Annotated in this window: 23 protein-coding genes and 1 tRNA gene; 13 read left to right on the forward strand and 11 right to left on the reverse strand. The window is 69.8% G+C overall.

What is annotated here, in order from left to right:
- Positions 1-148: 148 nt before the first annotated feature.
- From ACZ4SW_RS33650 to ACZ4SW_RS33670, 5 genes are all read right to left on the reverse strand, one after another.
- Complete coding sequence (locus ACZ4SW_RS33650) at positions 149-457, reverse strand: CBS domain-containing protein (protein ID WP_468252838.1); 309 nt, start codon at positions 455-457, stop codon at positions 149-151.
- 133 nt (positions 458-590) lie between these two features.
- Positions 591-2081, reverse strand: a complete 1491-nt coding sequence (locus tag ACZ4SW_RS33655; protein ID WP_468252839.1) for a DEAD/DEAH box helicase — start codon at positions 2079-2081, stop codon at positions 591-593.
- A 180-nt stretch (positions 2082-2261) separates the two neighbouring features.
- The gene (locus ACZ4SW_RS33660; protein WP_028799214.1) at positions 2262-2465 is read right to left on the reverse strand and encodes a cold-shock protein; all 204 of its coding nucleotides are present in this window, start codon (positions 2463-2465) and stop codon (positions 2262-2264) included.
- A 686-nt stretch (positions 2466-3151) separates the two neighbouring features.
- A complete protein-coding gene (locus ACZ4SW_RS33665; protein ID WP_468252841.1) occupies positions 3152-3373 on the reverse strand; it encodes a hypothetical protein in 222 nt (73 codons plus the stop codon).
- A gap of 247 nt (positions 3374-3620) precedes the next feature.
- The gene (locus ACZ4SW_RS33670; protein ID WP_468252842.1) at positions 3621-5150 is read right to left on the reverse strand and encodes a helix-turn-helix domain-containing protein; all 1530 of its coding nucleotides are present in this window, start codon (positions 5148-5150) and stop codon (positions 3621-3623) included.
- Between the two features lie 185 nt (positions 5151-5335).
- Between ACZ4SW_RS33670 and ACZ4SW_RS33675 the strand changes: the two genes are divergently transcribed.
- The 6 genes from ACZ4SW_RS33675 (at position 5336) to ACZ4SW_RS33700 (ending at position 9335) form a co-directional block, all read left to right on the forward strand.
- On the forward strand, positions 5336-6049 hold the full coding sequence (locus ACZ4SW_RS33675) for a DUF4232 domain-containing protein (protein WP_468252843.1): 714 nt from the start codon (positions 5336-5338) through the stop codon (positions 6047-6049).
- 374 nt (positions 6050-6423) lie between these two features.
- Complete coding sequence (locus ACZ4SW_RS33680) at positions 6424-6549, forward strand: hypothetical protein (RefSeq protein WP_468252844.1); 126 nt, start codon at positions 6424-6426, stop codon at positions 6547-6549.
- Positions 6550-6669: 120 nt separating this feature from the next.
- The gene (locus ACZ4SW_RS33685; protein ID WP_468252846.1) at positions 6670-7260 is read left to right on the forward strand and encodes a hypothetical protein; all 591 of its coding nucleotides are present in this window, start codon (positions 6670-6672) and stop codon (positions 7258-7260) included.
- 276 nt (positions 7261-7536) lie between these two features.
- The gene (locus ACZ4SW_RS33690) at positions 7537-7977 is read left to right on the forward strand and encodes a LysR substrate-binding domain-containing protein (protein WP_468252847.1); all 441 of its coding nucleotides are present in this window, start codon (positions 7537-7539) and stop codon (positions 7975-7977) included.
- A 384-nt stretch (positions 7978-8361) separates the two neighbouring features.
- Positions 8362-9099: a flavodoxin family protein gene (locus tag ACZ4SW_RS33695; protein WP_468252848.1), complete on the forward strand. Its 738-nt coding sequence runs from the start codon at positions 8362-8364 to the stop codon at positions 9097-9099.
- A gap of 26 nt (positions 9100-9125) precedes the next feature.
- Entirely contained in the window at positions 9126-9335 is a 210-nt protein-coding gene (locus ACZ4SW_RS33700) for a hypothetical protein (protein WP_468252850.1), read from the forward strand.
- Between the two features lie 345 nt (positions 9336-9680).
- Here ACZ4SW_RS33700 and ACZ4SW_RS33705 read toward each other — a convergent pair whose 3' ends face one another.
- Both ACZ4SW_RS33705 and ACZ4SW_RS33710 read right to left on the reverse strand, forming a co-directional pair.
- On the reverse strand, positions 9681-10220 hold the full coding sequence (locus tag ACZ4SW_RS33705) for a DEAD/DEAH box helicase family protein (RefSeq protein ID WP_468252852.1): 540 nt from the start codon (positions 10218-10220) through the stop codon (positions 9681-9683).
- Positions 10221-10339: 119 nt separating this feature from the next.
- Positions 10340-10975, reverse strand: coding sequence for a maleylpyruvate isomerase N-terminal domain-containing protein (locus ACZ4SW_RS33710; RefSeq protein ID WP_468252853.1), 636 nt, complete (start codon positions 10973-10975; stop codon positions 10340-10342).
- Positions 10976-11618: 643 nt separating this feature from the next.
- On the opposite strand from ACZ4SW_RS33710, the gene ACZ4SW_RS33715 reads away from it, so the two are divergent.
- The 3 genes from ACZ4SW_RS33715 to ACZ4SW_RS33725 all read left to right on the forward strand — a co-directional run bounded on the left by ACZ4SW_RS33715 (position 11619) and on the right by ACZ4SW_RS33725 (position 13214).
- Positions 11619-11759 carry a hypothetical protein gene (locus ACZ4SW_RS33715; protein ID WP_468252854.1) on the forward strand — a complete coding sequence of 47 codons (141 nt, stop codon included), beginning with the start codon at positions 11619-11621 and terminating at the stop codon, positions 11757-11759.
- 142 nt (positions 11760-11901) lie between these two features.
- Entirely contained in the window at positions 11902-12432 is a 531-nt protein-coding gene (locus ACZ4SW_RS33720; RefSeq protein WP_468252856.1) for a SigE family RNA polymerase sigma factor, read from the forward strand.
- Positions 12429-13214 carry a hypothetical protein gene (locus ACZ4SW_RS33725; protein ID WP_468252857.1) on the forward strand — a complete coding sequence of 262 codons (786 nt, stop codon included), beginning with the start codon at positions 12429-12431 and terminating at the stop codon, positions 13212-13214. The genes ACZ4SW_RS33720 and ACZ4SW_RS33725 overlap by 4 nt, the downstream gene beginning before the upstream one ends.
- Here ACZ4SW_RS33725 and ACZ4SW_RS33730 read toward each other — a convergent pair.
- A complete protein-coding gene (locus ACZ4SW_RS33730) occupies positions 13145-13447 on the reverse strand; it encodes a hypothetical protein (RefSeq protein WP_468252879.1) in 303 nt (100 codons plus the stop codon). The genes ACZ4SW_RS33725 and ACZ4SW_RS33730 overlap by 70 nt on opposite strands.
- A gap of 40 nt (positions 13448-13487) precedes the next feature.
- On the opposite strand from ACZ4SW_RS33730, the gene ACZ4SW_RS33735 reads away from it, so the two are divergent.
- A complete protein-coding gene (locus tag ACZ4SW_RS33735; RefSeq protein ID WP_468252858.1) occupies positions 13488-15944 on the forward strand; it encodes a non-reducing end alpha-L-arabinofuranosidase family hydrolase in 2457 nt (818 codons plus the stop codon).
- A 478-nt stretch (positions 15945-16422) separates the two neighbouring features.
- On the opposite strand, the gene ACZ4SW_RS33740 is transcribed toward ACZ4SW_RS33735, so the two are convergent.
- The gene (locus ACZ4SW_RS33740) at positions 16423-18141 is read right to left on the reverse strand and encodes an RICIN domain-containing protein (protein ID WP_468252859.1); all 1719 of its coding nucleotides are present in this window, start codon (positions 18139-18141) and stop codon (positions 16423-16425) included.
- Positions 18142-18457: 316 nt separating this feature from the next.
- Here ACZ4SW_RS33740 and ACZ4SW_RS33745 point away from each other — a divergent pair, with 316 nt between their 5' ends.
- Positions 18458-18634 carry a WbqC family protein gene (locus ACZ4SW_RS33745; protein WP_468252860.1) on the forward strand — a complete coding sequence of 59 codons (177 nt, stop codon included), beginning with the start codon at positions 18458-18460 and terminating at the stop codon, positions 18632-18634.
- Positions 18635-18883: 249 nt separating this feature from the next.
- Here ACZ4SW_RS33745 and ACZ4SW_RS33750 read toward each other — a convergent pair.
- Positions 18884-18957, reverse strand: a tRNA-Gly gene (locus tag ACZ4SW_RS33750).
- 534 nt (positions 18958-19491) lie between these two features.
- Between ACZ4SW_RS33750 and dcd the strand changes: the two genes are divergently transcribed.
- Positions 19492-20067 carry a dCTP deaminase gene (gene dcd, locus ACZ4SW_RS33755; RefSeq protein ID WP_468252861.1) on the forward strand — a complete coding sequence of 192 codons (576 nt, stop codon included), beginning with the start codon at positions 19492-19494 and terminating at the stop codon, positions 20065-20067.
- 7 nt (positions 20068-20074) lie between these two features.
- Positions 20075-20587: a phosphoribosyltransferase gene (locus tag ACZ4SW_RS33760; protein ID WP_468252863.1), complete on the forward strand. Its 513-nt coding sequence runs from the start codon at positions 20075-20077 to the stop codon at positions 20585-20587.
- A gap of 191 nt (positions 20588-20778) precedes the next feature.
- On the opposite strand, the gene ACZ4SW_RS33765 is transcribed toward ACZ4SW_RS33760, so the two are convergent.
- The gene (locus ACZ4SW_RS33765; protein ID WP_468252864.1) at positions 20779-21750 is read right to left on the reverse strand and encodes a Yip1 family protein; all 972 of its coding nucleotides are present in this window, start codon (positions 21748-21750) and stop codon (positions 20779-20781) included.
- Positions 21751-21994 lie beyond the last annotated feature (244 nt).

A 21994-nucleotide genomic window follows, 5' to 3' on the forward strand; every position in this document is an offset into this window, starting at 1 on the left:
CGCCGCCCCCCCCCCCTCCTCCCCTCCCCCCTCACCTACAAACGCCCCCCAACACCCCCCCCCCCCCCCCCCCCCCCCCCCCCCCCCCCCCCCCCCCCCACCGGGTCCCCGAGGGCGGTTTCCCGCCCGTCCTCATGTCACCGGCATGTCACCGGCGCCGCTCGGGCGCGCCGCAGGGCGGGTGCGGCGGTCCGTCGAGGACGTCCCGCAGCCGGATCCGGTCGGTGTACGTGGAACTGTCGCGGAGAACGGCGAGCCGGACCAGCGTGATCAGGCCCGTGCTCTCGTCGTCCCCGTCGCACACGGTCAGGTACTCGACCCGGGCACCCGCCATGACGGCCAGAGCCACCTCGACGGTCATGTCGTCGCATACCCGGGGCCCGTGCCCTTCGCTGTCGTCGACCACGGGCCCGGGGGCGGGATCCGGCCCGCGGTACTGCGTCCGCGTAGGCGTCAAGGGTGTCTCCTTCGGTAAGGGCTGGTCGGACTGACGGCCCGTGCGGCCCCGGGAGGCTCCGTACGGCCCCGGGAGGCCTCCGCGGCTCCCGGGACCGCACGGGGCACCCGGGACCGCGTCGGCCGCGGGGCTCTCAGGCGGCCGAGTCGTTGCCGGGCCGCCGCTGTGCCCTGCGGCGCACCCCCGCGCCCACGGGGCGGTCCTGACCGGTGCGGCCCCGGCGGCCCCGGGACGGCGAAGACGTGCGGCGGGGGCGTTCCACGACGGGGGCGGTGATGACCACCGGGACTCCGGAGGGAGCCTGGGCGCCCGTGATACGGCTCAGCTCCGCCTCGCCCGAGCGGACCGGGGTGATGCGCGGGGTGATGCCGGCCGAAGCCATCAGCCGGTTCACGCCGCGGCGCTGGTCGGGGGTCACGAGGGTGACGACGCTGCCGGACTCCCCGGCCCGGGCCGTGCGGCCACCACGGTGCAGGTAGTCCTTGTGGTCATTGGGCGGATCCACGTTGACGACCAGGTCGAGGCTGTCGATGTGGATGCCGCGGGCCGCGACGTTGGTGGCCACCAGGACGGTGACGTGACCGTCCTTGAACTGCGCCAGGGTCCGGGTGCGCTGCGGCTGGGACCGGCCACCGTGCAGGGCCGCGGCGCGGACACCGCTGTTCAGCAGGTGCCTGGTCAGCCGGTCCACGGCGTGCTTGGTGTCCAGGAACATGATGACCCGGCCGTCCCGGGCCGCGATCTCCGTGGTCGTGCGGTGCTTGTCCGCGTCGTGCACATGGAGTACGTGGTGCTCCATCGTGCTGACGGCACCGGCCGACGGGTCGACGGAGTGAACCACCGGGTCGGTCAGGTAGCGGCGGACCAGCAGGTCGACGTTGCGGTCCAGGGTGGCCGAGAACAGCATCCGCTGGCCCTCCGGGCGCACCTGGTCGAGCAGGGCGGTGACCTGGGGCAGGAAGCCCATGTCGGTCATCTGGTCGGCCTCGTCGAGAACCGTGGTTCCCACGTCGGCGAGCCGGCAGTCGCCCCGGTCGATGAGGTCCTTGAGCCGTCCGGGCGTGGCGACGACCACCTCGGCGCCGGCGCGCAGCGCACCGGCCTGCCTGCCGATGGACATTCCGCCGACGACGGTGGCGAGCCGCACGCGCACGGCGCGGGCGTAGGGAGCGAGCGCGTCGGTGACCTGCTGGGCCAGCTCACGGGTGGGGACGAGGATCAGGGCCAGTGGCCGGCGCGGCTCGGCGCGCCGGCCCGCCGTCCGGGCCAGTACCGCCAGGCCGAAGGCGAGGGTCTTGCCCGACCCGGTGCGACCGCGGCCGAGTACGTCACGGCCGGCCAGGGAGTTCGGCAGGGTGGCCGCCTGGATCGGGAACGGTACGGTCACGCCTTCATGGCCGAGCGTGGCCAGCAACGGAGCCGGCATGGCGAGATCGGCGAACGACTCGACGGCGGGCAACGCGGGCGTGACCGTCTTCGGCAGGGCGAACTCGCCCCGCGCCGGCTGTCGGCCTCCGTGACCGCTGGAGCGGCGCGGAACGCCGGAGCGGCCCGTGGCGGCACTTCCTCCGAAGCGGTCGGACGGGCGATCGGTGCGTGGGCGAGCGGTACGTGTGCGGTTCATGCGGACCTTCCTCGATGCTGGCGCGTATCAAGGAATTCCCGCAGCGGAAACGAGCGGCGCAGAGAATCGCGAGAACGGGCCGGAAACAACAGGGTCGAATCACCCTGGAAAAGAAGCGAGCTGGGGCCCGCACCCCAAGGTGCGGGCCCCAGCTGCGAAGTATGAGTCAGTGCCGGTGCGTCAGGCGGGAACGATGTTCTCGGCCGTCGGGCCCTTCTGGCCCTGCGCGATGTCGAACGACACCTTCTGGCCTTCCAGCAGCTCGCGGAAGCCCTGGGTGGCGATGTTCGAGTAGTGGGCGAAGACGTCGGCGCCGCCGCCGTCCTGCTCGATGAAGCCGAAGCCCTTTTCCGCGTTGAACCACTTCACGGTGCCAGTAGCCATTTTGTTTCTCCTTCGGGGGCGGTGTCAGGAATACGCTCTGTGCGCACTCCCCGTCGCCGTGATGATCAGCCGTCGGAAAAACCTTCTGGCAACCACACCTGCAACTGATGACGACAGTATCACGTCGACGTCGGCACTGCGTGGCAAATAATTCTGCACGGCATGTCGGTACAGAAATATTCATCGTGCGCCGCGTCGATTTCTTACTCCGCGACGACAGATATCGGCTTCCGGGGATGGAGTGTTGCCGTCGCGTTTTTCCGTCCCCAGCGCCGTGACCTGCGACGCGGTCTGCCGGTCCGAAGTCCCGTCCTTCGACACGGACTTCGGCACCCGTGGTGGCGGAGCGCCGGAGACGGCCCCTCGGCCGCACTCCTCACCGGAGCACGGGTGACCGCCCGTGCCGGTCGCCGCAGCCACCGTCAGTCGTGGAGCCGAGCTGCCTTGGACCGCGCCGAACGCGTGCCCGAGCCGGGCTCCTGCGGGCCCTCGAGCGGCAAGGTCTCGTCCTCGTCCGGCCCGAAGTCAGGGGCTTGAAAGGGGTTGGTCGTGGGAGGCTGCGCTGCCGCAGTGGAGTAGCGGGGTTCCCCTTCCAGGGCGGAGAACAGCGGCGTCAGATCGATGAGAGAACTCTCTTCCGTTACAGGCCCGAAGGGCCTGGTGTGCCGTGACCGGGCACAACGGTCCTACAGCTTGGTCATCTTGGCGTACGGGCTCAGGATCCGCATGCGCGTCGAGCCGAAGTCCACGAGCGCCGCGATGCCGTCCTCGATGCCGATCACCCGGCCGAGTCCGTACACGTCATGTGTCACCTGGTCGCCCATGGCGAAGTGCTTGGGAGCCGGTGTGACCGGGGCCTTGAAGGGGCTGGTGGGCAGATGACGCTTCGGTGCAGCAGGCTTTGTCATGGCTCAGTATGAGCCTACACGCGCCCCGTTCGCTGTGTCCGTCGGCACAGATCCGCACGCGAGCAACCGCGTCACCCGACTGACCTGGGGTTTCGGGACCGGATGCGGTGAAAACTCGCCGTCCGGACACTGCAGAATCCCCGGGGTCCGCGACCCGGGGATCGGACTGGGGGCGGGTGACGAGCGGACCGGGAGCGGGTGACGAGCACCGGACTCGCGCTCTCTGCCGCGCGGCCCCCGAACCCCGTCAGCTCTCCCGTTTGATCCACTCGCTGCCGCCCAGCGGGTAGTCGTAGCCCGGGCGGCCCACGTCGGCGCTGGTGCGGAAGGGGGTGCCGTTGTCGTCGATGTGCACGGTGCCGTGGCGGCCGCCGCTGGACCAGTCCAAGGTCAGGTCCCATCGCACGTCGTGCGCCCGGGTGTGGGCGGTGACGTAGAAGACCTCCGGGTCGGACTCGCTGACCTTGTACGGGAAGTCGCGCTGGCCGTTCTTGACGGTGACCGTGGGACTGCCGTTGTCGAGGTCGATGTCGAACGACTTCGTGTCGACACCACCGCCGCAGCCGACGCCCATCGAGTAGTCGTTCCAGGCGAGCGGCGCGCCCTTGGTGAGGACGCGTATGTGCAACGCCTCCAGGACGACGGTGTCCTCGCTGGTGCCCTGGACGGTGAGGGCGACCCGCTGTTCCCCCGAGGACACCGCCCCGTACGCGGCGGCCCAGCGCGGGGCGTCCTGCTCGTTCGGCGCCGGCGGGCCGACCTGCGCGGGTCCGCTGTCGACGAGGAAGTGCTGGCTGCAGGGGCTGTCGTAGACATAGGGACGGATGCCTACGGTGAGCGGGACGGCGCCGGTGGCGCTGCCGTCGCTGCTCCGGGCCCCGCCCTGCCGGCCGCCCTGGGAAGCGCCGGACCCGGCCTCCTCGGATCCGGCCTCCTCCGACTCGGTGCTGGAGGCGGAGGCCGATGCGGACGGCTTGTGTCCCTTCGCGGTCGGGGACGGTGAGGCGGACGGCTTCCCGGTATCCGCCGCGCCGGTGATCGTGGCGGTGTCACCGGCCGCCTGCCGGCCCCCCGTGCCGTTCCCACCGCCGAGCGGGCGCACGGTGAGCACCACGGCTCCCAGCACGGCGGCCACCGCGACGCAGGCGATCAGCACGGTACGGCGACGACGGGGAGGACGGGGACGACGCGGCGGCGAGAGCTCGCGCGGCACGTCGACGACAACCGGTTCGCCGTTCTCGCCTTCGCCCTTGCCCTTGCCCAGTTTGTGCGATGTCGCTGAGCCGGGGCCTGCCGTTCCAACGGTCTCCCTCGCATCAGCAGCATCCCCAGAATCAGAGGCATCACTGGCATCAATCGCACCAGCAGCATCAGTGGCATCAGCGGAACTGGCGGAACCGGCTGAACTAGCTGCACCGGCGGAACCGGCGGAACCGGCCGCACCGGCCGCACCGGCCGCACCGGCCGAAGGCGCTTCCTGAGCCGACCCCGTCGCCGCCGCCTTGTCCGCCCTGCTCCCTCGTGCCGCGTCGGCCAGGATCCAGCGCCGGTGCAGCTCCACCAGCTCCTGCGGCGTGGCCCGGCAGACCCTCGCGAGGCGCTCCACCGGTGCGTAGTCGATGGGCACCGCCGTGCCGTTGCAGTAGCGGTGCAGCGTCGACGTGCTCATGTGCAGCCGCTTGGCAAGCGCCCCGTAGCTGAGTCCCGAGCGGTCCTTGAGCTCCCGCAGCAGCCGAGCGAACGCCTCCGTTCCCTCTGCCCCTGTTGTCCCCGTCACCCGTTCCCCGTCCCCTCGTGTTCCAGCCGCGCGTTCCAGGGTCACTGCATTCCCCCTGGTCAGAACGCGTTTCGGTGTTCCAGCGTCCCCAACTGCCCGCCGGTCGTGGCGGCCGGGACGGAACACCTCACAAGCTTCGGTCATCCAATCACCAACGCCACCCGAACACCGAAGGGGTAAGCCACATGTCCAGCCTCCGCACCTCCCGCACCCGTCTCGTCGGCGCCGCCGCGACCGTCGTTCTCGCCGCGCTCTCCCTGACCGCGTGCCAGGACGGAACAGGCGTCCATGTCTCGGGCGCCCCCACGGCGGCAACCGCCACCGCGAACTCCCCTTCCGGGACTCCTTCCGGAACTTCTTCTTCCGGCGCTTCTTCTTCCGGCTCCTTCTCCCCCGAGGCCGGGACCACCACCGGCACGACACGGCCCGCCGCGGGCACGTCCGCGTCGAAGACGCGCGTCCCCTCCGGCAAGCCGGTCACCTGTGAGGGGGCCAACACCAAGACGGTCGCGGCCCCGTTGAACCGCCCGGTGAACCACATGCTGCTCACGGTCACCAACACCGGTCGCCAGACCTGCTACCTCTACGGCTACCCGGCCGTCCGCTTCGGCGAGGCCCAGGCGGTGCCTCCGGTCATCGAGGACTCGCACCCGCAGGCGGTCGTCACGCTCAAGCCGGGCGAGTCCGGCTACGCCTCCGTGAACCTGTCCGCGACAGACGGCAGCGGCTCGAACGGCCACGTCGTGAACTCCCTGACCGTCTATTTCCGCGGCCGTTCCGGCAACGAGAGCGTCGGCACGGGCGCTCGTCCCTCGCTGCCCGCGAAGGGCGTCTACGTCGACGACTCGCTCAAGGTCACGTACTGGCAGCAGTCAATGGACGACGCCATCCAGTGGTGACGGCTCAGCGCCCTTCGAAGGACCAGCCCACAGAACCGAGCAGGCAGGTGACCCATCATGCGCAACACCCGCAGAATCTCCCGCTTCGTGACCGCCTACGCCCACGCGGCCTTTCAGGTGATCGTCTTGGGTGGCGCAGGCCACCTGTCGGAGCAGGCGGGAGTCCGCCGGCGCCGCCGAACAGTCTGAACACGCCGACTGCGGGGGCGTGGAGCTGATCAGGACGGACAGCGGGAAGGCCCAAGTCGGCCTGGTCGGTCTCCGGTCTCCGGGCCGCGTTGCTTGCGGGGGTCGCCGTGCGCAGGTGGACGACGCTCGCGCCGAGCAGATGGGCGGCATAGCGCACGGCCAGGGTGTCCGGGTGGTTGGGGAGCGTGAGCACACCGAGCACTGTGCCCTCGGTCGCCCCTGCCGCGCCGAGCGCCGCAACCAGCGTGCCGATCCTCGACGCGAACGCGGCCGCCGTCCATGCGGACTGCCTCAGCAGCGCCGCCGCGTAGTGCCGGTGCGGCGCCGGGGTCTGCTCGGCCAATGCGTGTCTCCGCTTCGTGTTCCGGCGGACGGGGTGACGTCACGTGCTTAGGGTCAGGAGCCGTACCCGCCCTGAAGGAGGACCCCCCATGGCAGCGACCGCTTCTCGCCCCTCTCGCCCCGCCGACGCAGCGGCGGGCAGCCCGGCACCGGTGATCGGGGCCGTCTTCGGGCTCGTCTGGGCCGCCATCGGCATGGCCGGGCTGTCCGGTCCGGCCGCCGGCCCGGTGCGGTGGGCGGTCGTCGCGGTGGCCGCGGTGGTTCTGGTGCTGGCCGTGACCTCCAGGCGCAGGGGACGGGCCGCCGGCGCGGTGGCAGTGCCCCGGCCGGACCGCCCCGAGCCGCGCATCCGCTTCACTACGCTCGTCATGCTCCAGGCCGTGCTCATCGGCGTCGGCTGCGGACTGCTCGGCACCCGACTGCACCAGCCCCATCTCGTCTATGCCTGGCCCGCGTTCGTGGTCGGCGCCCACTTCCTGCCCCTGGCCCACAACTGGGCCGCGCCCTCGCTGCGCCTGCTGGGTTCCGGGATGATGCTGGTCGGGCTGGCCACGGCCGTCATCGTCCTCGGACGCCTGAGCGGAACGCCCGCGGGCCTGTGGATGTGGCTTCCCGGACTCGGCTGCGCCGCTCTGATGTGGCTCGCGGCCCTCGTCTCCGCCCTGCGCCGCCCGGTTTGAGCCGTCTGGCTTGCGCGGGCCGGTTCGAAGCCGCTTCGTTGAGCCGCCCGTTTGCGCCGCCCGGGCGGCCCCGGCCCGCCCGAGCCGCCGACCAGGTGCGCAGGGCAGCGGCGTGACTATTGCCATCGGCTCGGTGACATCGGTGAGGAATCGGCCCTCAACGGCTCGTCGGCTCCCACGGCGCGGACAGCATGTCGGCATGTCCGCTCCGATCCCGCCCGGTGACAGCCCGCACGTCGGCCTGCGCCTGCACACCCTGATGCCCATCACGCCACGATGGCTCGCCCGTCATGTGCTGCCGCTCGTGGACGAGCTGACTCAGCGGCACGGAGCCGTGCACGTCCCTCTCCAGCAGGGCTGGCTGCCCCCCTCGCCCCGTCGATCCCCGACCACTTCCCGCGGCAGACGCCGTCGGGGCGGCCCATCCCGCACGGTCAGGCCATGACGCACTGGGAGGACGCGCTCTCCCTGGTTCTCGCGGGCAAGGGCGTGACACCGGTGGCGGCCGCAGGCGCGCACTACTACAGCCGTCCCGGCCTCGTCTTCAAGCCGTTCACGGACGCCCCGGGCATCGATTACGCCTTCGTATGGCCCACCGGCCACGAGACGGCCCGGACACGGGCCTTCATCGGGGTGGCCATGGAGCAGGTCCGCGGGGCGGGCGGCCCGGCGCGGGCCGTGGAAAGCCTGTGGGCGGGCGAGGCCACAGGCACCTGAGGCGGCTGCGGCGGCGCCGCTCCTGACCGCTTCCTGACCGCCGGGAGGATCGATCTGACCGGCACGCCCCTGCCGTGCACTGCTCCCGACTGCGGGTGCGTATGCGCGCCGGCCTCCGGCTGTCGTGTGCGGGTCGCCGGATGCCCCGGGCGAGGGGCCGTGGAGCAGTCCCCCGGGCTGGACACCCTGCCCGACCCGATCGCGAGCGAGCCTTCCCGCCGGGGGGCCGCGGCCCGTCACCCCCTGGATGTCGACCCGCGCCGCGCTCGGACATCGCCGTCACCATTCGGGCGCATCGAACTGGTGCCGGCCGCGGCCGGTGAGCATGCTGGACGCGGACGCGCCGCCCTGCACAGCGCGGCGGCAAGGCTCTGGGAGGGCCATGTGACCGTTTCGCAGCCCGCCACCGACGCACCGCCGGCCCGGTACGACGATCTGCGCGCCATGGTGATCAACTGCACCCTCAAGCGGTCGCCGGAGCGCAGCAACACCCAGGGGCTGATCGACCGCTGCACGGGCATCATGGGCGCGCAGGGGGTGCACGTCGATGTCGTAAGGGCCGTCGACCACGACATCGCCACCGGTGTCTGGCCCGACATGACGGAGCACGGCTGGCAGACCGACGCCTGGCCGGAGCTGTACCAGCAGGTCCTGGCGGCCGACATCCTCGTGCTGGCCGGGCCCATCTGGCTGGGCGACAACAGCTCGGTGATGAAGCAGGTGATCGAACGGCTCTATGCTTGCTCCAGCCTGCTCAACGAGGCCGGACAGTACGCCTATTACGGACGCGTCGGCGGTTGCCTGATCACCGGCAACGAGGACGGCGTCAAGCACTGCGCGATGAACGTCCTCTACAGCCTGCAGCACCTCGGTTACACCATCCCCCCTCAGGCCGACGCGGGATGGATCGGCGAGGCGGGCCCCGGCCCCTCCTACCTCGACCCCGGCTCGGGCGGACCGGAGAACGACTTCACCAACCGCAACACCACCTTCATGACCTGGAACCTGCTGCATCTGGCCCGGGCGCTGAAGGACCTCGGCGGCATCCCGGCCTACGGCAACCAGCGCACCGCCTGGGACGCCGGCTGCCGCCGCGACTACGAGAACCCCGAGCACCGATAGGCCGGCCGCGGCGCGAGGAGCGGATGATGGCTGTTCTGACGGGCAAGACGGCACTGGTGAGGGGTGGGTCGCGCGGTATCGGCCGGGCGGTGGCGTTGCGGCTGGCCGCCGACGACGCGCTGGGGTGGCCGCTGTTAGCTTCTGAGGCGCAGATGGTTCGTTCCGCAGCACTGGATCTGCCAGCCATCGACCCAAATCGTCAACGTCACGACGCCATTGTCCGCCGAGCGACCTGAGCTCGTCAGGGGCCTCGTACATGAGCTATGACACCGGCTTCAGGAGTTCGATCCGTGCCCGCTCCGTGCGCTGCCGTCGACGGGTGCGACAGTCGGTCTCGTCTTCGCGGTACGCCTTCATCCGGCGTCGTTGATGTCAGCCATGGATGTCAGGAGCCCTTTGCTTCGCTCGGTGTTGCAGGAGGGTGGACTGGGTGTGCCAGTGCTGTCGCGGGTGAGGGGCCGGGTCCGAACTCACCGCGTCGCACCAAGATCAGGCACGCCGGTACAGGTCATCCCGAAGTGCTACGAAGCCACGGTTGGACTGCCGCTGAGCGACCACGCGGCGCGCAGACGTGATCCGCGTTATCGGGTGGCCCCTGTCAGCCCCTGAACCGCGTCGATCACGCTGTCCACCACCTCGGTCACCGGCTTGGATGCATCGATGATCGTCGCACCGAGGCTTTCGTAGATCGCTCGCATCCGAGGATTCCACTTCAGGGCCGCTGCGAGCTCTTCGGGATGTTGACCGAATGTGTTCGTAGTACGGGTCGCGAGCCGGTGGCGGAGGGTGTCCTCGTCGATCACCAGGCACACGACGAGGTCGAAAAGATCGCGGACGTCCGCCTCGTTCTCCGCCGACCCACACAAGAACGCGATTCGGAAACGAGACTCCTCGACGAGGGTCTCAACGCGCTCACGGACGATCACCCACCCGTATCGGTCGAGCCAGCCCCCAGGAACCGGATACGGAGGATCCACCACAACCTCCCCCTCGACTCGGTCGATCCAGCGACTGAAGCCGTCCTCGTCGGCGTCGAACGCAACGTGGCCGCGCGCTCGCAACACCCCGCAGACCGTGGACTTACCAACTCCTGAATTGCCCGTCACCCACACCAACGCCACGCCGCCAGCGTAGACATGACCGCCCCGGGACAGTGCTGTCTGGCTGGTCCACTCACGCCGTTCGCCGATCCGCGCTCTGCGCGGCCATCGTCGACCGGCTGACTTGGCTGAGGCAATGTTCAGAACACGTTGATCGCGTCCGGTGCCCGCTCCGCGCGGGTCAGGGCGCGCAGCAGTGCCGCTTGGCCGTGGCGCCGGACGGCCAGCCCGGTCAGCAGTGCAACCACGGGATCGAGGGCCGTGCCGGGAAGCTCCGGCGCGCTGAGGCCCACGCTGACCGCCAGGTCATCCATATGCACAGCGAGCTCGACCATCCGCGTCAGGAGGAAGTCGTCCAGCCGCAGCGCCCACCCGGTTTGTGGCATGAACACCACCCAGTCGCGATGCACTTCCTCCAGATCGGTTCGTTGCTGGTCGAGCGAGGCATGGACGCGCTCGACCAGACGCCGCACGCCTTCGGACGAGAAGCCGTCACCCTTCGCCCGAATCCCGGAGTTGATTTCACCGTCGAGCGGCACGTCGATCCACACGGCCCGCGCGTAGTGTTCCAGCACGGAGATCGGTTCCTGCTCAGAGTCAGGTTCCTCCAGCGCCGGATCCACGCTGAAAACCTGATACGCGAGGTGGCCGGCCAGGCCGGCGACAGTCCACTGCGCCAACGCGCTGGGTTTCTCCCACGAGGCGGCCACTTCCGGTGCCTCCAGCAACGTTACGGCCCGCGCGGCGGTCTCCAAATAGGCGTTCTTGAGACTCACAAGCCCCCCCATGATCCGTCCGGAATCCCATCATTACCCGGTACCGCCGAGTTCGGCAGCGAGATGCCACGCTCAACCGACCGATTCGGAATGAGGCTGTTACGGCCGAGGCAGTGGTGTGGAGCGCGCTTCCCGTGAGTCCCCGGGAGATGCCGCCGGACCGGGCACGTAGCTAGCGGGCACGCTCGCCCAGTGATCCTGCGGACGGGGGCACCCGTAGACGTGGGGCTGCGGTCCTGATTCCAGGGAGGAACGCAGTGCCATGATTGCGGCGTTCGGTGCGACCGTGCGCAGCACGCAGGGGTGGGGCAGATGGTTTGGTGGTGTTTGCCCGGGGTCGCCGCTGTGGCGTCGGTGCTCCTGGCTGTGGACGGAGTGGCCGCCATCAGAACGGGATGGCTACCTCGGTGGATGGGTAAGAGGACGTTCCGGCCCCAGTTGTGGGGGTACGGAGCGCTTCTGTCATCGACGAACCTTGCTTTGCAGCCGGTGGTCTGGGTAATTCCCAGCCCGCGCGCACAAGACCTTTTTCGTGTCGCAGGTTTCGTTCTGCTGCTGGTCGCGTTGGGGCTGCTGCAGGCCTCGCAGCAGCCAGGACGGACCCGTTGAGGTTCGCGGCCAGTCATGGCACTGCCGTCGTCGGGTGCTGGCGTGCCGTCCCCCTCCGGGGAGCGGGACCGGTGTCAGGATCACCGACATCTACGGGGAGCGGCTGACCGTCGACGGCGCCGCCGTGCAGCCGGACGTCGCGCAGCCGACGGGCGTCCAGTTCGCCCGGCATTGACCAGCCCGCCGGACAGCCTTCACCGGTCCGCAACCGAGCACGACCGCCGTTCGAATCCCGGGCCGGGCACTGTTAGGCTGCGCCCCTGTTGTTAAACATGCAACCAATGCGCACATCATCGCCAGGAGAGGGCGACGGAGGGATGGTCCTCGACGACGCGTCCGCGGAGTTCCACGAATTCTTCGAACGCCACTATGCCGAACTCGCCCGTCTGGCACACCTCCTGACCGGCGAGTCCGATGCGGCGGACGATCTCGCGGCGGATGCCCTGGTCGCCCTGTGGCAGCGCTGGGACCGGTTGCGGCAGGCCGACCACCCGCTCGCCTACGCCCGCGGTGTGGTGGCCAACCTGGCGCGGGGACGGATCCGCAGCGCGGTGCGCGAGCGACGCCGGATCACGCTGTTCTGGTCCCGCAGCCCCGAGAAGGTGGAGGGGCCGGACATGGCGGCCGTGCTGGACGTCCGCGCGGCGCTCGCCCGGCTGCCGTTCCGCAAGCGCGCCTGCGTGGTGCTGCGGCACGCCTTCGACCTGTCGGAGAAGGACACGGCGGCAGCGCTGGGCATATCGGTCGGCACGGTGAAGAGCCAGACCTCGAAGGGAATGGCCGAGCTGGAAAGGATACTGGGCGCACGAGCGGCCGGGGACCTGGTGGCAGGGAGGAGGAACCGGTGAACGACGAGATCGCCCGCCGACTGCGCGAGGCCGCCGAGGCGCACCGGCCCGACCGCGCGCGGATGCTGGCCCGGGTGCAACGCGGCATGGCCGGCCCCGCGGTCCGTCACCGCGCGCGGCCGTTCGCGAGGTCCGGGACCAGGGTCGCGCTCGCCGGGCTCGCCGCCACCGGCATCCTGGCGACCGGCGGCCTCGCCGTCGCCGCCATCGTCGCGCACTCGTCGCCGTCGGCCACCGTGACCACGCCTGCCACCCCGTCCCCGACCGCCGGCTCCCCGCACCCGACGTCGACCCGCCCCACCCCTGTCGCGCCGGCCCCGGTCACCACCCCGGGCAGCGCGCGCCCGACTCCGCCGGCCACCAGTCCATCGCCGACCGCCGGCGAGAGCCAGAACGGGCCGCTGTGGTCGGCCGGCTCGGTGGACCCGCGCAGCAACGTCTATTGGACGCAGAGCGACCTCGCCCTCAAGACGACCCGGCCGCTCACCTCGCTCACGATCGAGATGCGGATCGTGCAGACCGGCGGGGTGAAGAACACCGGCACCTGGCAGACCCTGCCGAGTGCTGACTTCACCGTCACCGTCCAGGAGGCCGACGGCACGCTGGTCTACCGCTGGGTTCTCAAGCCGGGCCGCACCCTGCCGGCCGCGAGCTATGAGTTTGCCGCCCAGTTCAACAACGGCACCGGCGTGCGCAGCGCCGCGGGCGACGGCTACCGCGTCGACGCCCAGGATTCGGGCGGCTCCGCGTCGGTCCGGGGAGGGTTCGTCCCGACCCGGTGAACGCCGCTGTGCGGCAAGGGTGAGTCCCTTTGCCGCACAGCTCGATGGGAGAACAAGTACTCCGACTGCTGGTACGGGGTCCAGTCGGCCGGGCCGACGTCGGTCCCGTCGGCGTAGGTGGCCTCCACGGTGGCCGGCAGGCCGCAGTGGCACTGGGTGGGGACGGTGACGGCGGCCGCGAAAATTCTCCCCTCGATCGCGGCAACCTCTGTGTGCGTGGCGGCAACTGGCAGGTAACCGGGTCCGGACCAAGGCCCGCTGTGTCAGAAGGACATGCCGTTGTCAGATCAGAACCGCTCTCATCGCCGCCGTCCGGCCACCCGCCGCGTGCTCGCCGCCGCCGTGGTCCTCGCCGCCGCGAGTGCCGCCGTACCGCTGGTCGCGCTGGCCGCACGCACGCCGGAGACCCGCACACCGACCCTGGCCGCCGCGGCGGCCGGCAGCGGCCGCTACTTCGGCACGGCGGTGTCCTCGGGCAGGCTCGGCGACTCGACGTACTCCACCCTTCTCGACCGGGAGTTCAACATGATCACCCCGGAGAACGAGATGAAGTGGGACACCGTCGAACCCTCCCGCGGCACCTTCAACTTCGGCCCGGCCGACCAGATCGTCGGCCACGCCACCGCGCACGGGCAGCGGATGCGCGGCCACACCCTGGTGTGGCACTCCCAACTGCCCGGCTGGGTCAAGTCCATCACCGACGCCAACGCCCTGCGTAGCGTGATGGACAACCACATCACCACCGAGATGACCCACTACAAGGGCAAGATCTACGCCTGGGACGTGGTCAACGAGGCGTTCGCCGACGGCGGCAGCGGCCGGCACCGCAGCTCGGTGTTCCAGGACGTGCTGGGCAACGGCTTCATCGAGGAAGCCTTCCGCACGGCCCGGAACGCCGACCCCTCGGCCAAGCTCTGCTACAACGACTACAACATCGAGAACTGGACCGACGCCAAGACGCAGGGCGTCTACACGATGGTCAAGGACTTCAAGTCCCGCGGTGTGCCCATCGACTGCGTCGGTTTCCAGAGCCACTTCGGCGCCGGCGGCCCGCCGGCCGGCTTCCAGACCACGCTGTCCAAGTTCGCCGCGCTCGGCGTGGACGTACAGATCACCGAACTCGACATCGCCCAGGCGCCCGCCACCGCGTACGCCGACACCGTGCAGGACTGCCTCAACGTCGCTCGCTGCACGGGCATCACGGTGTGGGGCATCCGCGACAGCGACTCCTGGCGCACCGGTGAGAACCCGCTGCTGTTCGACGCGAGCGGCAACGAGAAGCCCGCCTACAACGCGGTGCTCACCGCCCTGGGCAGCAGCGGCGGCACGCCGAGCGGGGGCAGCGGCGGGACACCAGCCGAAGGCATCACCTCCGGCACCGTCTACACGCTCTCCGACGTGGCCGCCGGACGCATTCTCGACGAGCCGGCGGGATACAACGGCAACGGCACCCCGCTCCAGGTGTGGGACGCCAGCGGTGCCTCCAACCAGCAGTGGCGGGCCGGCCGGAACAGCGACGGCTCCTACACGCTGACCAACGTCGCCAGCGGCCGGGTACTGGACGAGCCGGGCAACCAGACGGGCAACGGGACCAGAATGGAGGTCTGGGACTCCAACGGCGGCGCCAACCAGCACTGGCGGGCCGCCCGGAACAGTGACGGCTCCTACACGCTGACCAACGTCGCCAGCGGCCGGGCACTGGAGATCCCCGGCGGCCGGACCGCCAACGGCACTCCCGTCCAGATCCGGGACTCGGACGGCGGCGCCAACCAGCACTGGAACTTCAGGACCCCGGCGCCTGCGCCGGCGGGCGGCACGTGTGCTCTTCCGTCGACATACCGGTGGACGTCGACGGGTCCGTTGGCGCAGCCGGCGAACGGGTGGGACGCGGTGAAGGACTTCACCACCGTGACGTACAACGGCAAGCACCTGGTCTACGCGTCGAGCGTGTCGGGATCGTCGTACGGCTCGATGATGTTCAAGCCCTTCACGAACTGGGCGGACATGGTGTCGGCCGGCCAGACCGGCATGAGCCAGTCCGCGGTGGCGCCCACACTGTTCTACTTCGCGCCCAAGAAGATCTGGGTGCTGGCGTCCCAGTGGGGTGCGTCGCCCTTCGTCTACCGCACGTCGAGCGACCCCACCAACCCGGGCGGCTGGTCCGCGCCGCAGCCGCTGTTCACCGGCAGCATCCCCCGCACCGAATCCGCCACCGGCCCGATCGACCAGACCCTGATCGCCGACGGCCAGAACATGTACCTGTTCTTCGCCGGCGACAACGGCAAGATCTACCGGGCGAGCATGCCGATCGGGAACTTCCCGGGCAACTTCGGCTCGTCGTACACGACGGTCATGAGCGATTCGACGAAGAACCTGTTCGAGGCGCCGCAGGTCTACAAGGTCCAGGGCCGGAACCAGTACCTCATGATCGTCGAGGCTCGGGGTGCGAACGAGCAGCGCTACTTCCGCTCGTTCACCGCCACCAGCCTGAACGGTTCCTGGACCCCGCAGGCCGCCGGCGAGAGCAACCCCTTCGCGGGCAAGGCCAACAGCGGTGCCACCTGGACCAACGACATCAGCCACGGTGACCTGGTCCGCAACAACCCCGACCAGACCATGACCATCGACCCCTGCCATCTGCAGTTCCTCTACCAGGGCAAGTCCCCCACCGCGACCGGCCCCTACGACCGACTGCCGTGGCGGCCGGGTGTCCTCACCCTGCAGCGCTGACCCGCCTGATCCACGGTGATGGCGATCGGGTGCGGTGCACCGGCGCGTGGACGAGCGGTCTACGGCGTGGGCACCTCCACCCGCTGACCGCTGCTCACCGCCTCGAGGAACCCCAGCCGTGCGCCGGCTGGGGTTCCCATCGTTTGGGGACCAGGCGGAGGCTCGGCGAGGCTTGTCGGGCTGATGGGTGGGCTCCTGGTCCTGCGCGGTGTGGGCGCCGGCGTCCCGGGCCGCATTCACCTTCCGCCGCATCGGCGCATTCATCGACCGGGACGGCCCGCGCTGTCCCGGCCTCGCGGTCCAACTCGGCGTCCCCGCCGTCACCTGTCAGGACGATCATCCCCTTCGCCAAGGCCGCCTCGATCGGCGCCCGCACCGACGGCGGCATGGCCGGCGCCGACGGGAGAAGTCCTCAGCCCGACGGAGATGACGAAATGCGCCCCCATCGAAGAGATGGGGGCGCATTCGTCAGCTTCGCCTACTTGAGTGCTGTACCGCCCGAGTTGTGATAGGCGATCGTCTTGTTGATCAGGTTTCCGCCGTCGGACTCGACCGTGGTCTGTTCCTGCTGTCCTGGACCGAAGAACAGGCCGGCGACATGGGCGTTCGCCACCTGGTCCATGTGCCCGAAGAGCCAGTCCACCTTGTCGTCCTTGTAATGGTTGAGGGTGTTGTTCTGCGCCATGTTGCCCACGGGGATCTGCCACAGGACCACCGGCTTGCCCACGGACTCGGCCATCGTCTTGTAGAACTGCAGCGCGGCGGCGGCCTTCTGGTCGGTCCAGAAGTGGTCACTGCCGCCGTGGGCCGGCTGTGCGTACCAGCCCGCGTCGCGGTCCGACACATCGGTGACCAGGAAGTCGGCGTTCTGCGCCCCGAGGTTCGCGTAGTCCTTGACACATGCCTGTGTGTTGGTCTGCCAGTCGAAGCAGGAAAGGTGCAGCCCCACGGCGGTGTTCGGCGCGTACTTGTGCGCCATCGAGATCAGGCACTGGGCGAGTCCGGTGGCACTGTTCTCCTGCGATCCGCAATCCTTCGGATTCGCGCCCGAGACCTGTGCGGGAACCTGGTGCGGATCGCCGAGCGACCGGACGTAGCCCCAGAAGTCGGGCTCGAGGTCGATCGCGTCGTGCGACGCGCCGATCTTCTGGAGGAAGAAACGGTAGTCGTTCAGGTACCGGGTGAGCAGGTCGAGCCGGTTGATGGCCTTGACCTCGCCCGGACCGTCGCCCTGGCCTGCCGCATCCCCGAGGTCGCGCAACGAGTACCAGGTCCAGAGCATCTTCTGCGGACGCGGGCTGCCCTTGTACGTCGCCTGGGCCGCCACGGAGTCCCGCCAGGTCACGTAAGTGCCGGGCGCCGTGGTGCTGCCGTTCCAGCAGCCCCACCAGCCCGACCAATCGTCGTGGCAGCGCGCTGCCGTGTAGTAGTCCGACGAGGGCGCGGGCTGGCTGTGCACATAGGCGTACCGCACGTCGAACGGCGCGGCGGCCGCCGAGGCGTCCGACATCGAGCCGCCGATGAGCACCGTGCTGCTGCCCATGAAACGCTTCGTCGAGCTGCCGCCACCGGCCACGGGAGACGGCGTCGACGACGGGTGAGAGCCGCTCGGAGCCGGGCTGGTGGGAACGCTGCCGCTCGGCGCGGCGGGCGTACCGGAGCTGCCGACACTCCCGGCCGGGACGAGTTGCCACTGCTGATCGGCGCCGCCCCGGTCGCGGTTCTGGACGACGTCGCCCCCGTCGGCCTTGGCGGCGTTGCGGACATCGACAGCCATGCCACTGAAGCGATTGACCAAACGCACGTAGCCGTCCGGCGACTTGGCCAGTTTGAACTGCTGGTTGGTGCCGTTGTGGTCTGACCACTGCACGAGGGCGGAGCCGGCCGTCTTCGACCAGTGAAAGTCGTCGAGCACCTTGCCGGAGTTCCGGTTCTGCAGCCGGTAGTAGCCGTCACCCGCGTCGATGAACCGCCACTGCTGGTTGGCCCCGCCGTGGCGCGCCCACTGCACCACCGCCGCGCCGTCGTTCGTGGCGTAGGCGCGGTCGTCCAGCACCTTGCCGCTGTTGCGGTTGACCAGCACGTACCACTTCTTCAGATCCAGGGTTTGCTGCGCCGAAGCCTGGCTGACCACGACAGCCGAGCCGGCCACGACCACCATGGCGAGACCCGCCCACAGACCCCGATGCGCGAGCAACCGACGGCCACGATGCTTCGGGCGACCACCGCGCGCGCCGCCGTCGGCACGGTGGCCGCCGACGCGGGACGCCACCGATGACGTGGGTGGGCCGGGGACATGTCTGTGCTCTCGTTCCAGGGACATGCCTGTGCTCTCTTTCAGCCGTTGCATCTGACCGGACCACTTGGCCGGACGACACTGAGTGGTCCGGGAGGCCGAAAAGGTTGCCGCGAAGATCCACGGATTTTTTTCGCCTCGACCGCTTCCCGTTCGCTGCGGAGCACGGCACGCCTGACGCCGGCGGTGGCGAACGCCTGATGGCTGGTCGGGGAAGGTGCGGGACAGCAGCGAGATCCCGACCCGGCAAGGCCGCTCCGAGCGCCTCGCCGACCTTGCGGCAGCCACCGGCCGTACCCACTGTCTGTGCGGCACCGGTGGTCTGCGTTACCTCGACGCCGGCCCCTTCGACGCCCACGGCATCCGTGCTGCCCTTCCACACCCCTGTGGATGACCCACTCTGGCGGTGGGCCGCCGATCCAGCAGCCTGTGGGCCCTGAGCAAGATCGGGCCCGATGCGCTCGCGGACCACCTGGCCGCCCAGCGAGGAGCTCACGATCCGGGAGCCCACGCGTGAGCGAGCCGACCACCGAGGCACGGGCTCGCTCTCCTGTAGGCCCAGGTATCCGGTCCTGATGCCCCGGGCTCAGGCTGTGGTCTAGACAACAAACAAACCCCAGGCCACTAGCCTGGGGTTTCATCGTGGAGCGGGTGACGAGAATCGAACTCGCGCTCTCAGCTTGGGAAGCTGATGTTCTACCATTAAACTACACCCGCGTAAGTCGCCACCGGAGAGCCGGTGCCGAACGCTCGCTCACTGTACCTCATCCCCGGCTCCCGGTGCTCACACCCTGGGGGCCTGTGTTGTTTCCGGGTGCGGATGTGGCTGCGGGGGACCGGAGTTGGGGCGTACGGTGGGGTGTGGCCGAGGGGTTGCGGGTGGTCGGAGTGCCGCCTGGAGGGCCTTCCCTTTCATCCCGTAATGTGGCTTTCGTCGTCCGTCACGCCAGTGAGACGAAGGCTCTTGGGGAAGGGACTCAGAGGACTTGATGGAGCGCACCGTCGTCCGTTGTGCCGAAGGGCACGTGTTCAGCACCGCTTCGTTCCCGATGCAGCAGGCCGAGCGCCTCGGCCCCGGCCGGCTCGTCCGGTGCCCCCGCTGTGCCCGGCTCCGCAGCGCGGTGCCGGTGACCTTGCAGAAGCAGTAGCAGCAGGAGCAGCAGGCGCCGAGAGGCCGTAGCGGCCAGAGGTCCGGGCGCGTGGAGTCGTCACGATTGTGGCGGCTGCACGCGCCTTGCGTATTCTCGGGTCGTGCTTCTCTCAGACAAGGACATCCGGACCGAGATCGACAAGGGACGGGTCGTGATCGATCCGTTCGATCCCACCATGGTGCAGCCCTCGAGCATCGACGTGCGGCTGGACCGCTACTTCCGGGTGTTCGAGAACCACAGGTACCCCCACATCGACCCCTCCGTCGAGCAGGTCGACCTCACGCGGCTCGTCGAGCCCGAGGGCGACGAGCCGTTCATCCTGCACCCCGGGGAGTTCGTGCTGGCCTCGACGTACGAGGTCATCACGCTGCCTGACGATCTCGCTTCGCGGCTCGAGGGCAAGAGTTCCCTCGGGCGGCTCGGGCTCGTCACCCACTCCACCGCCGGCTTCATCGACCCCGGCTTCTCCGGCCACGTCACCCTCGAGCTGTCCAACCTCGCCACGCTCCCGATCAAGCTCTGGCCGGGCATGAAGATCGGGCAACTGTGCATGTTCCGGCTCAGCTCGCCGGCCGAGTTCCCCTACGGCAGTGAGCGGTACGGTTCGCGGTACCAGGGGCAGCGCGGTCCCACGCCTTCGCGTTCCTTCCTGAACTTCCACCGGACCCAGGTGTGAGCGAGACATGACGAGCGGCGGACGAGAGAACCTGACCTACGAGGACTTCGGACGCGCCGTCCGGGAACTCGCCCAGACCATCGCCGACGACGGCTACGAGCCCGACATCGTGCTCAGCATCGCGCGCGGCGGCGTGTTCGTGGCCGGCGGGCTCGCATACGCCCTGGACTGCAAGAACATCCATCTGGTCAACGTCGAGTTCTACACCGGTGTGGGCACCACCCTCGACATGCCCGTGATGCTCGCCCCCGTCCCCAACGCGATCGACTTCACCGACAAGAAGGTGCTGATCGCCGACGACGTGGCCGACACCGGCAAGACGCTGAAACTCGTGTACGACTTCTGCGTGGAGACCGTGGCCGAGGTCCGCTCCGCGGTGATCTACGAGAAGTCCCAGTCGCTGGTGAAGTGCGAGTACGTGTGGAAGCGGACCGATGACTGGATCAACTTCCCGTGGTCCGTCCTGCCCCCGGTCCGCAAGTCCGGCACGCCGGTCACGCCTTCCAAAGAGGCGCTGTGAGGGCTTGTAGTTCCTGACGGCCACGCCGACGCCGGCCCCATCCCCGGCGGTCCCGTCTTTGCCCGTCGGTTCCACGTCAGATCGGTGGAACGGCTCGTCGAGGGCCTGTTCCGGGGCGATCTTGTCGCACGCCAAGGCCCCGGCGCTCTCGGTGCCGGGGCCTGTTCCTCGCAGTCGTGGAACCCCTGGGGCTAGAACGTGCCCAGCTTGATGATCGACAGGATCGCGATCAGCTGGATCGCCGACGCGCCCAGAGCCCTCGGCCACGGCAGGTCGTGGGACTTCGAGACCATCAGGGTCAGCAGGGCGCCCGCCGCGACCCAGGTCGCCCAGCCCAGGAGCTGGACGAAGGACGCGTTGCCGCCGAAGAACATCGCCACGACCAGGCGCGGCGCGTCCGTGATGGACATGATCAGCATGGAGAGGCCGACCGTGGGCTGCCAGGCGCCGTCGCCGCCGAGCTGGCGGGCCAGCGTGTGGGTGACCACGCCCAGGACGAACGAGCTCAGGACGATGGCGACCGCGGTCGTCAGGACGATCGGGATGGCGTTGGAGAGCGTGGCGTTGATCGCGTCGTGACGGGCGCCGTCGAAACCGAAGACCGCGAGCAGGCCGTACAGGAACGTCACGATCAGGGCCGGGCCCCACATCGTGTAGTCCCGCATCTGGAGGAACGTCTGCGTGGGCGACATCACGACGCCCCGCAGCAGTTCCTTCCAGTGCAGCCGCGGGCCGGCCGGCGGCGTCGAGGCCTGGCCCGCGCGGTAGGTCCGGCCCTCGTTGTAGGGGTCCTCGTCGACGGAGAACGCCTGGGTGTGACCCGGGTTGTTGGCCGCGTACGGGTCCGCGGTGTGGGGGTGGCCCTGGCCGTCGTCGCCGAAGTACTCCGGCTCGCCGTGGCTCTGCGGCGCCTGCCACTGCGGCCGGCCGCCGTAGGGCGCGGCCCCGCCGTACTGCTGCTGCGGCGCGGCGGGGTAGCCGTACGACGGGGCCTGCGGCGCCTGTCGGCCGTACGGGGGTTGCTGCGGTCGCGCTTGAGGAGCGCGGGTCTCGCGGCCGCGCCCGATCCTGAATCCAGCCACGTCTTCGAACGTACCTGTTCCCGGAGGGTGGCGTGGTGGGCCCGGGGCTGTCGGGCCCGCTTTGCTGCCGAGCTGTGACATCCCCTAAGGGGTCGTCAGGCGGGGAATCAGGGACGGTTCGGTGTGGTGCCGGGTTTGCGCTGCGCATCCCGGGCGTCTGCCTGCGCACCCCGGGCGTCTGTCTCCGACCCGGTAACGGCCGAGGGGGGGGGGGGGGGGGGTCCTCCCCCCCCCCCCCCCCCCCCCTGCCTTTCGTGGGGGGCGGGCTCAGCCTTTCCTTCCCCGGCCCTAATCGGGGGAGCCCGCCCCCTTCTCCCTGATCCCC

Source organism: Streptomyces sp. NPDC028331 (assembly GCF_055565775.1).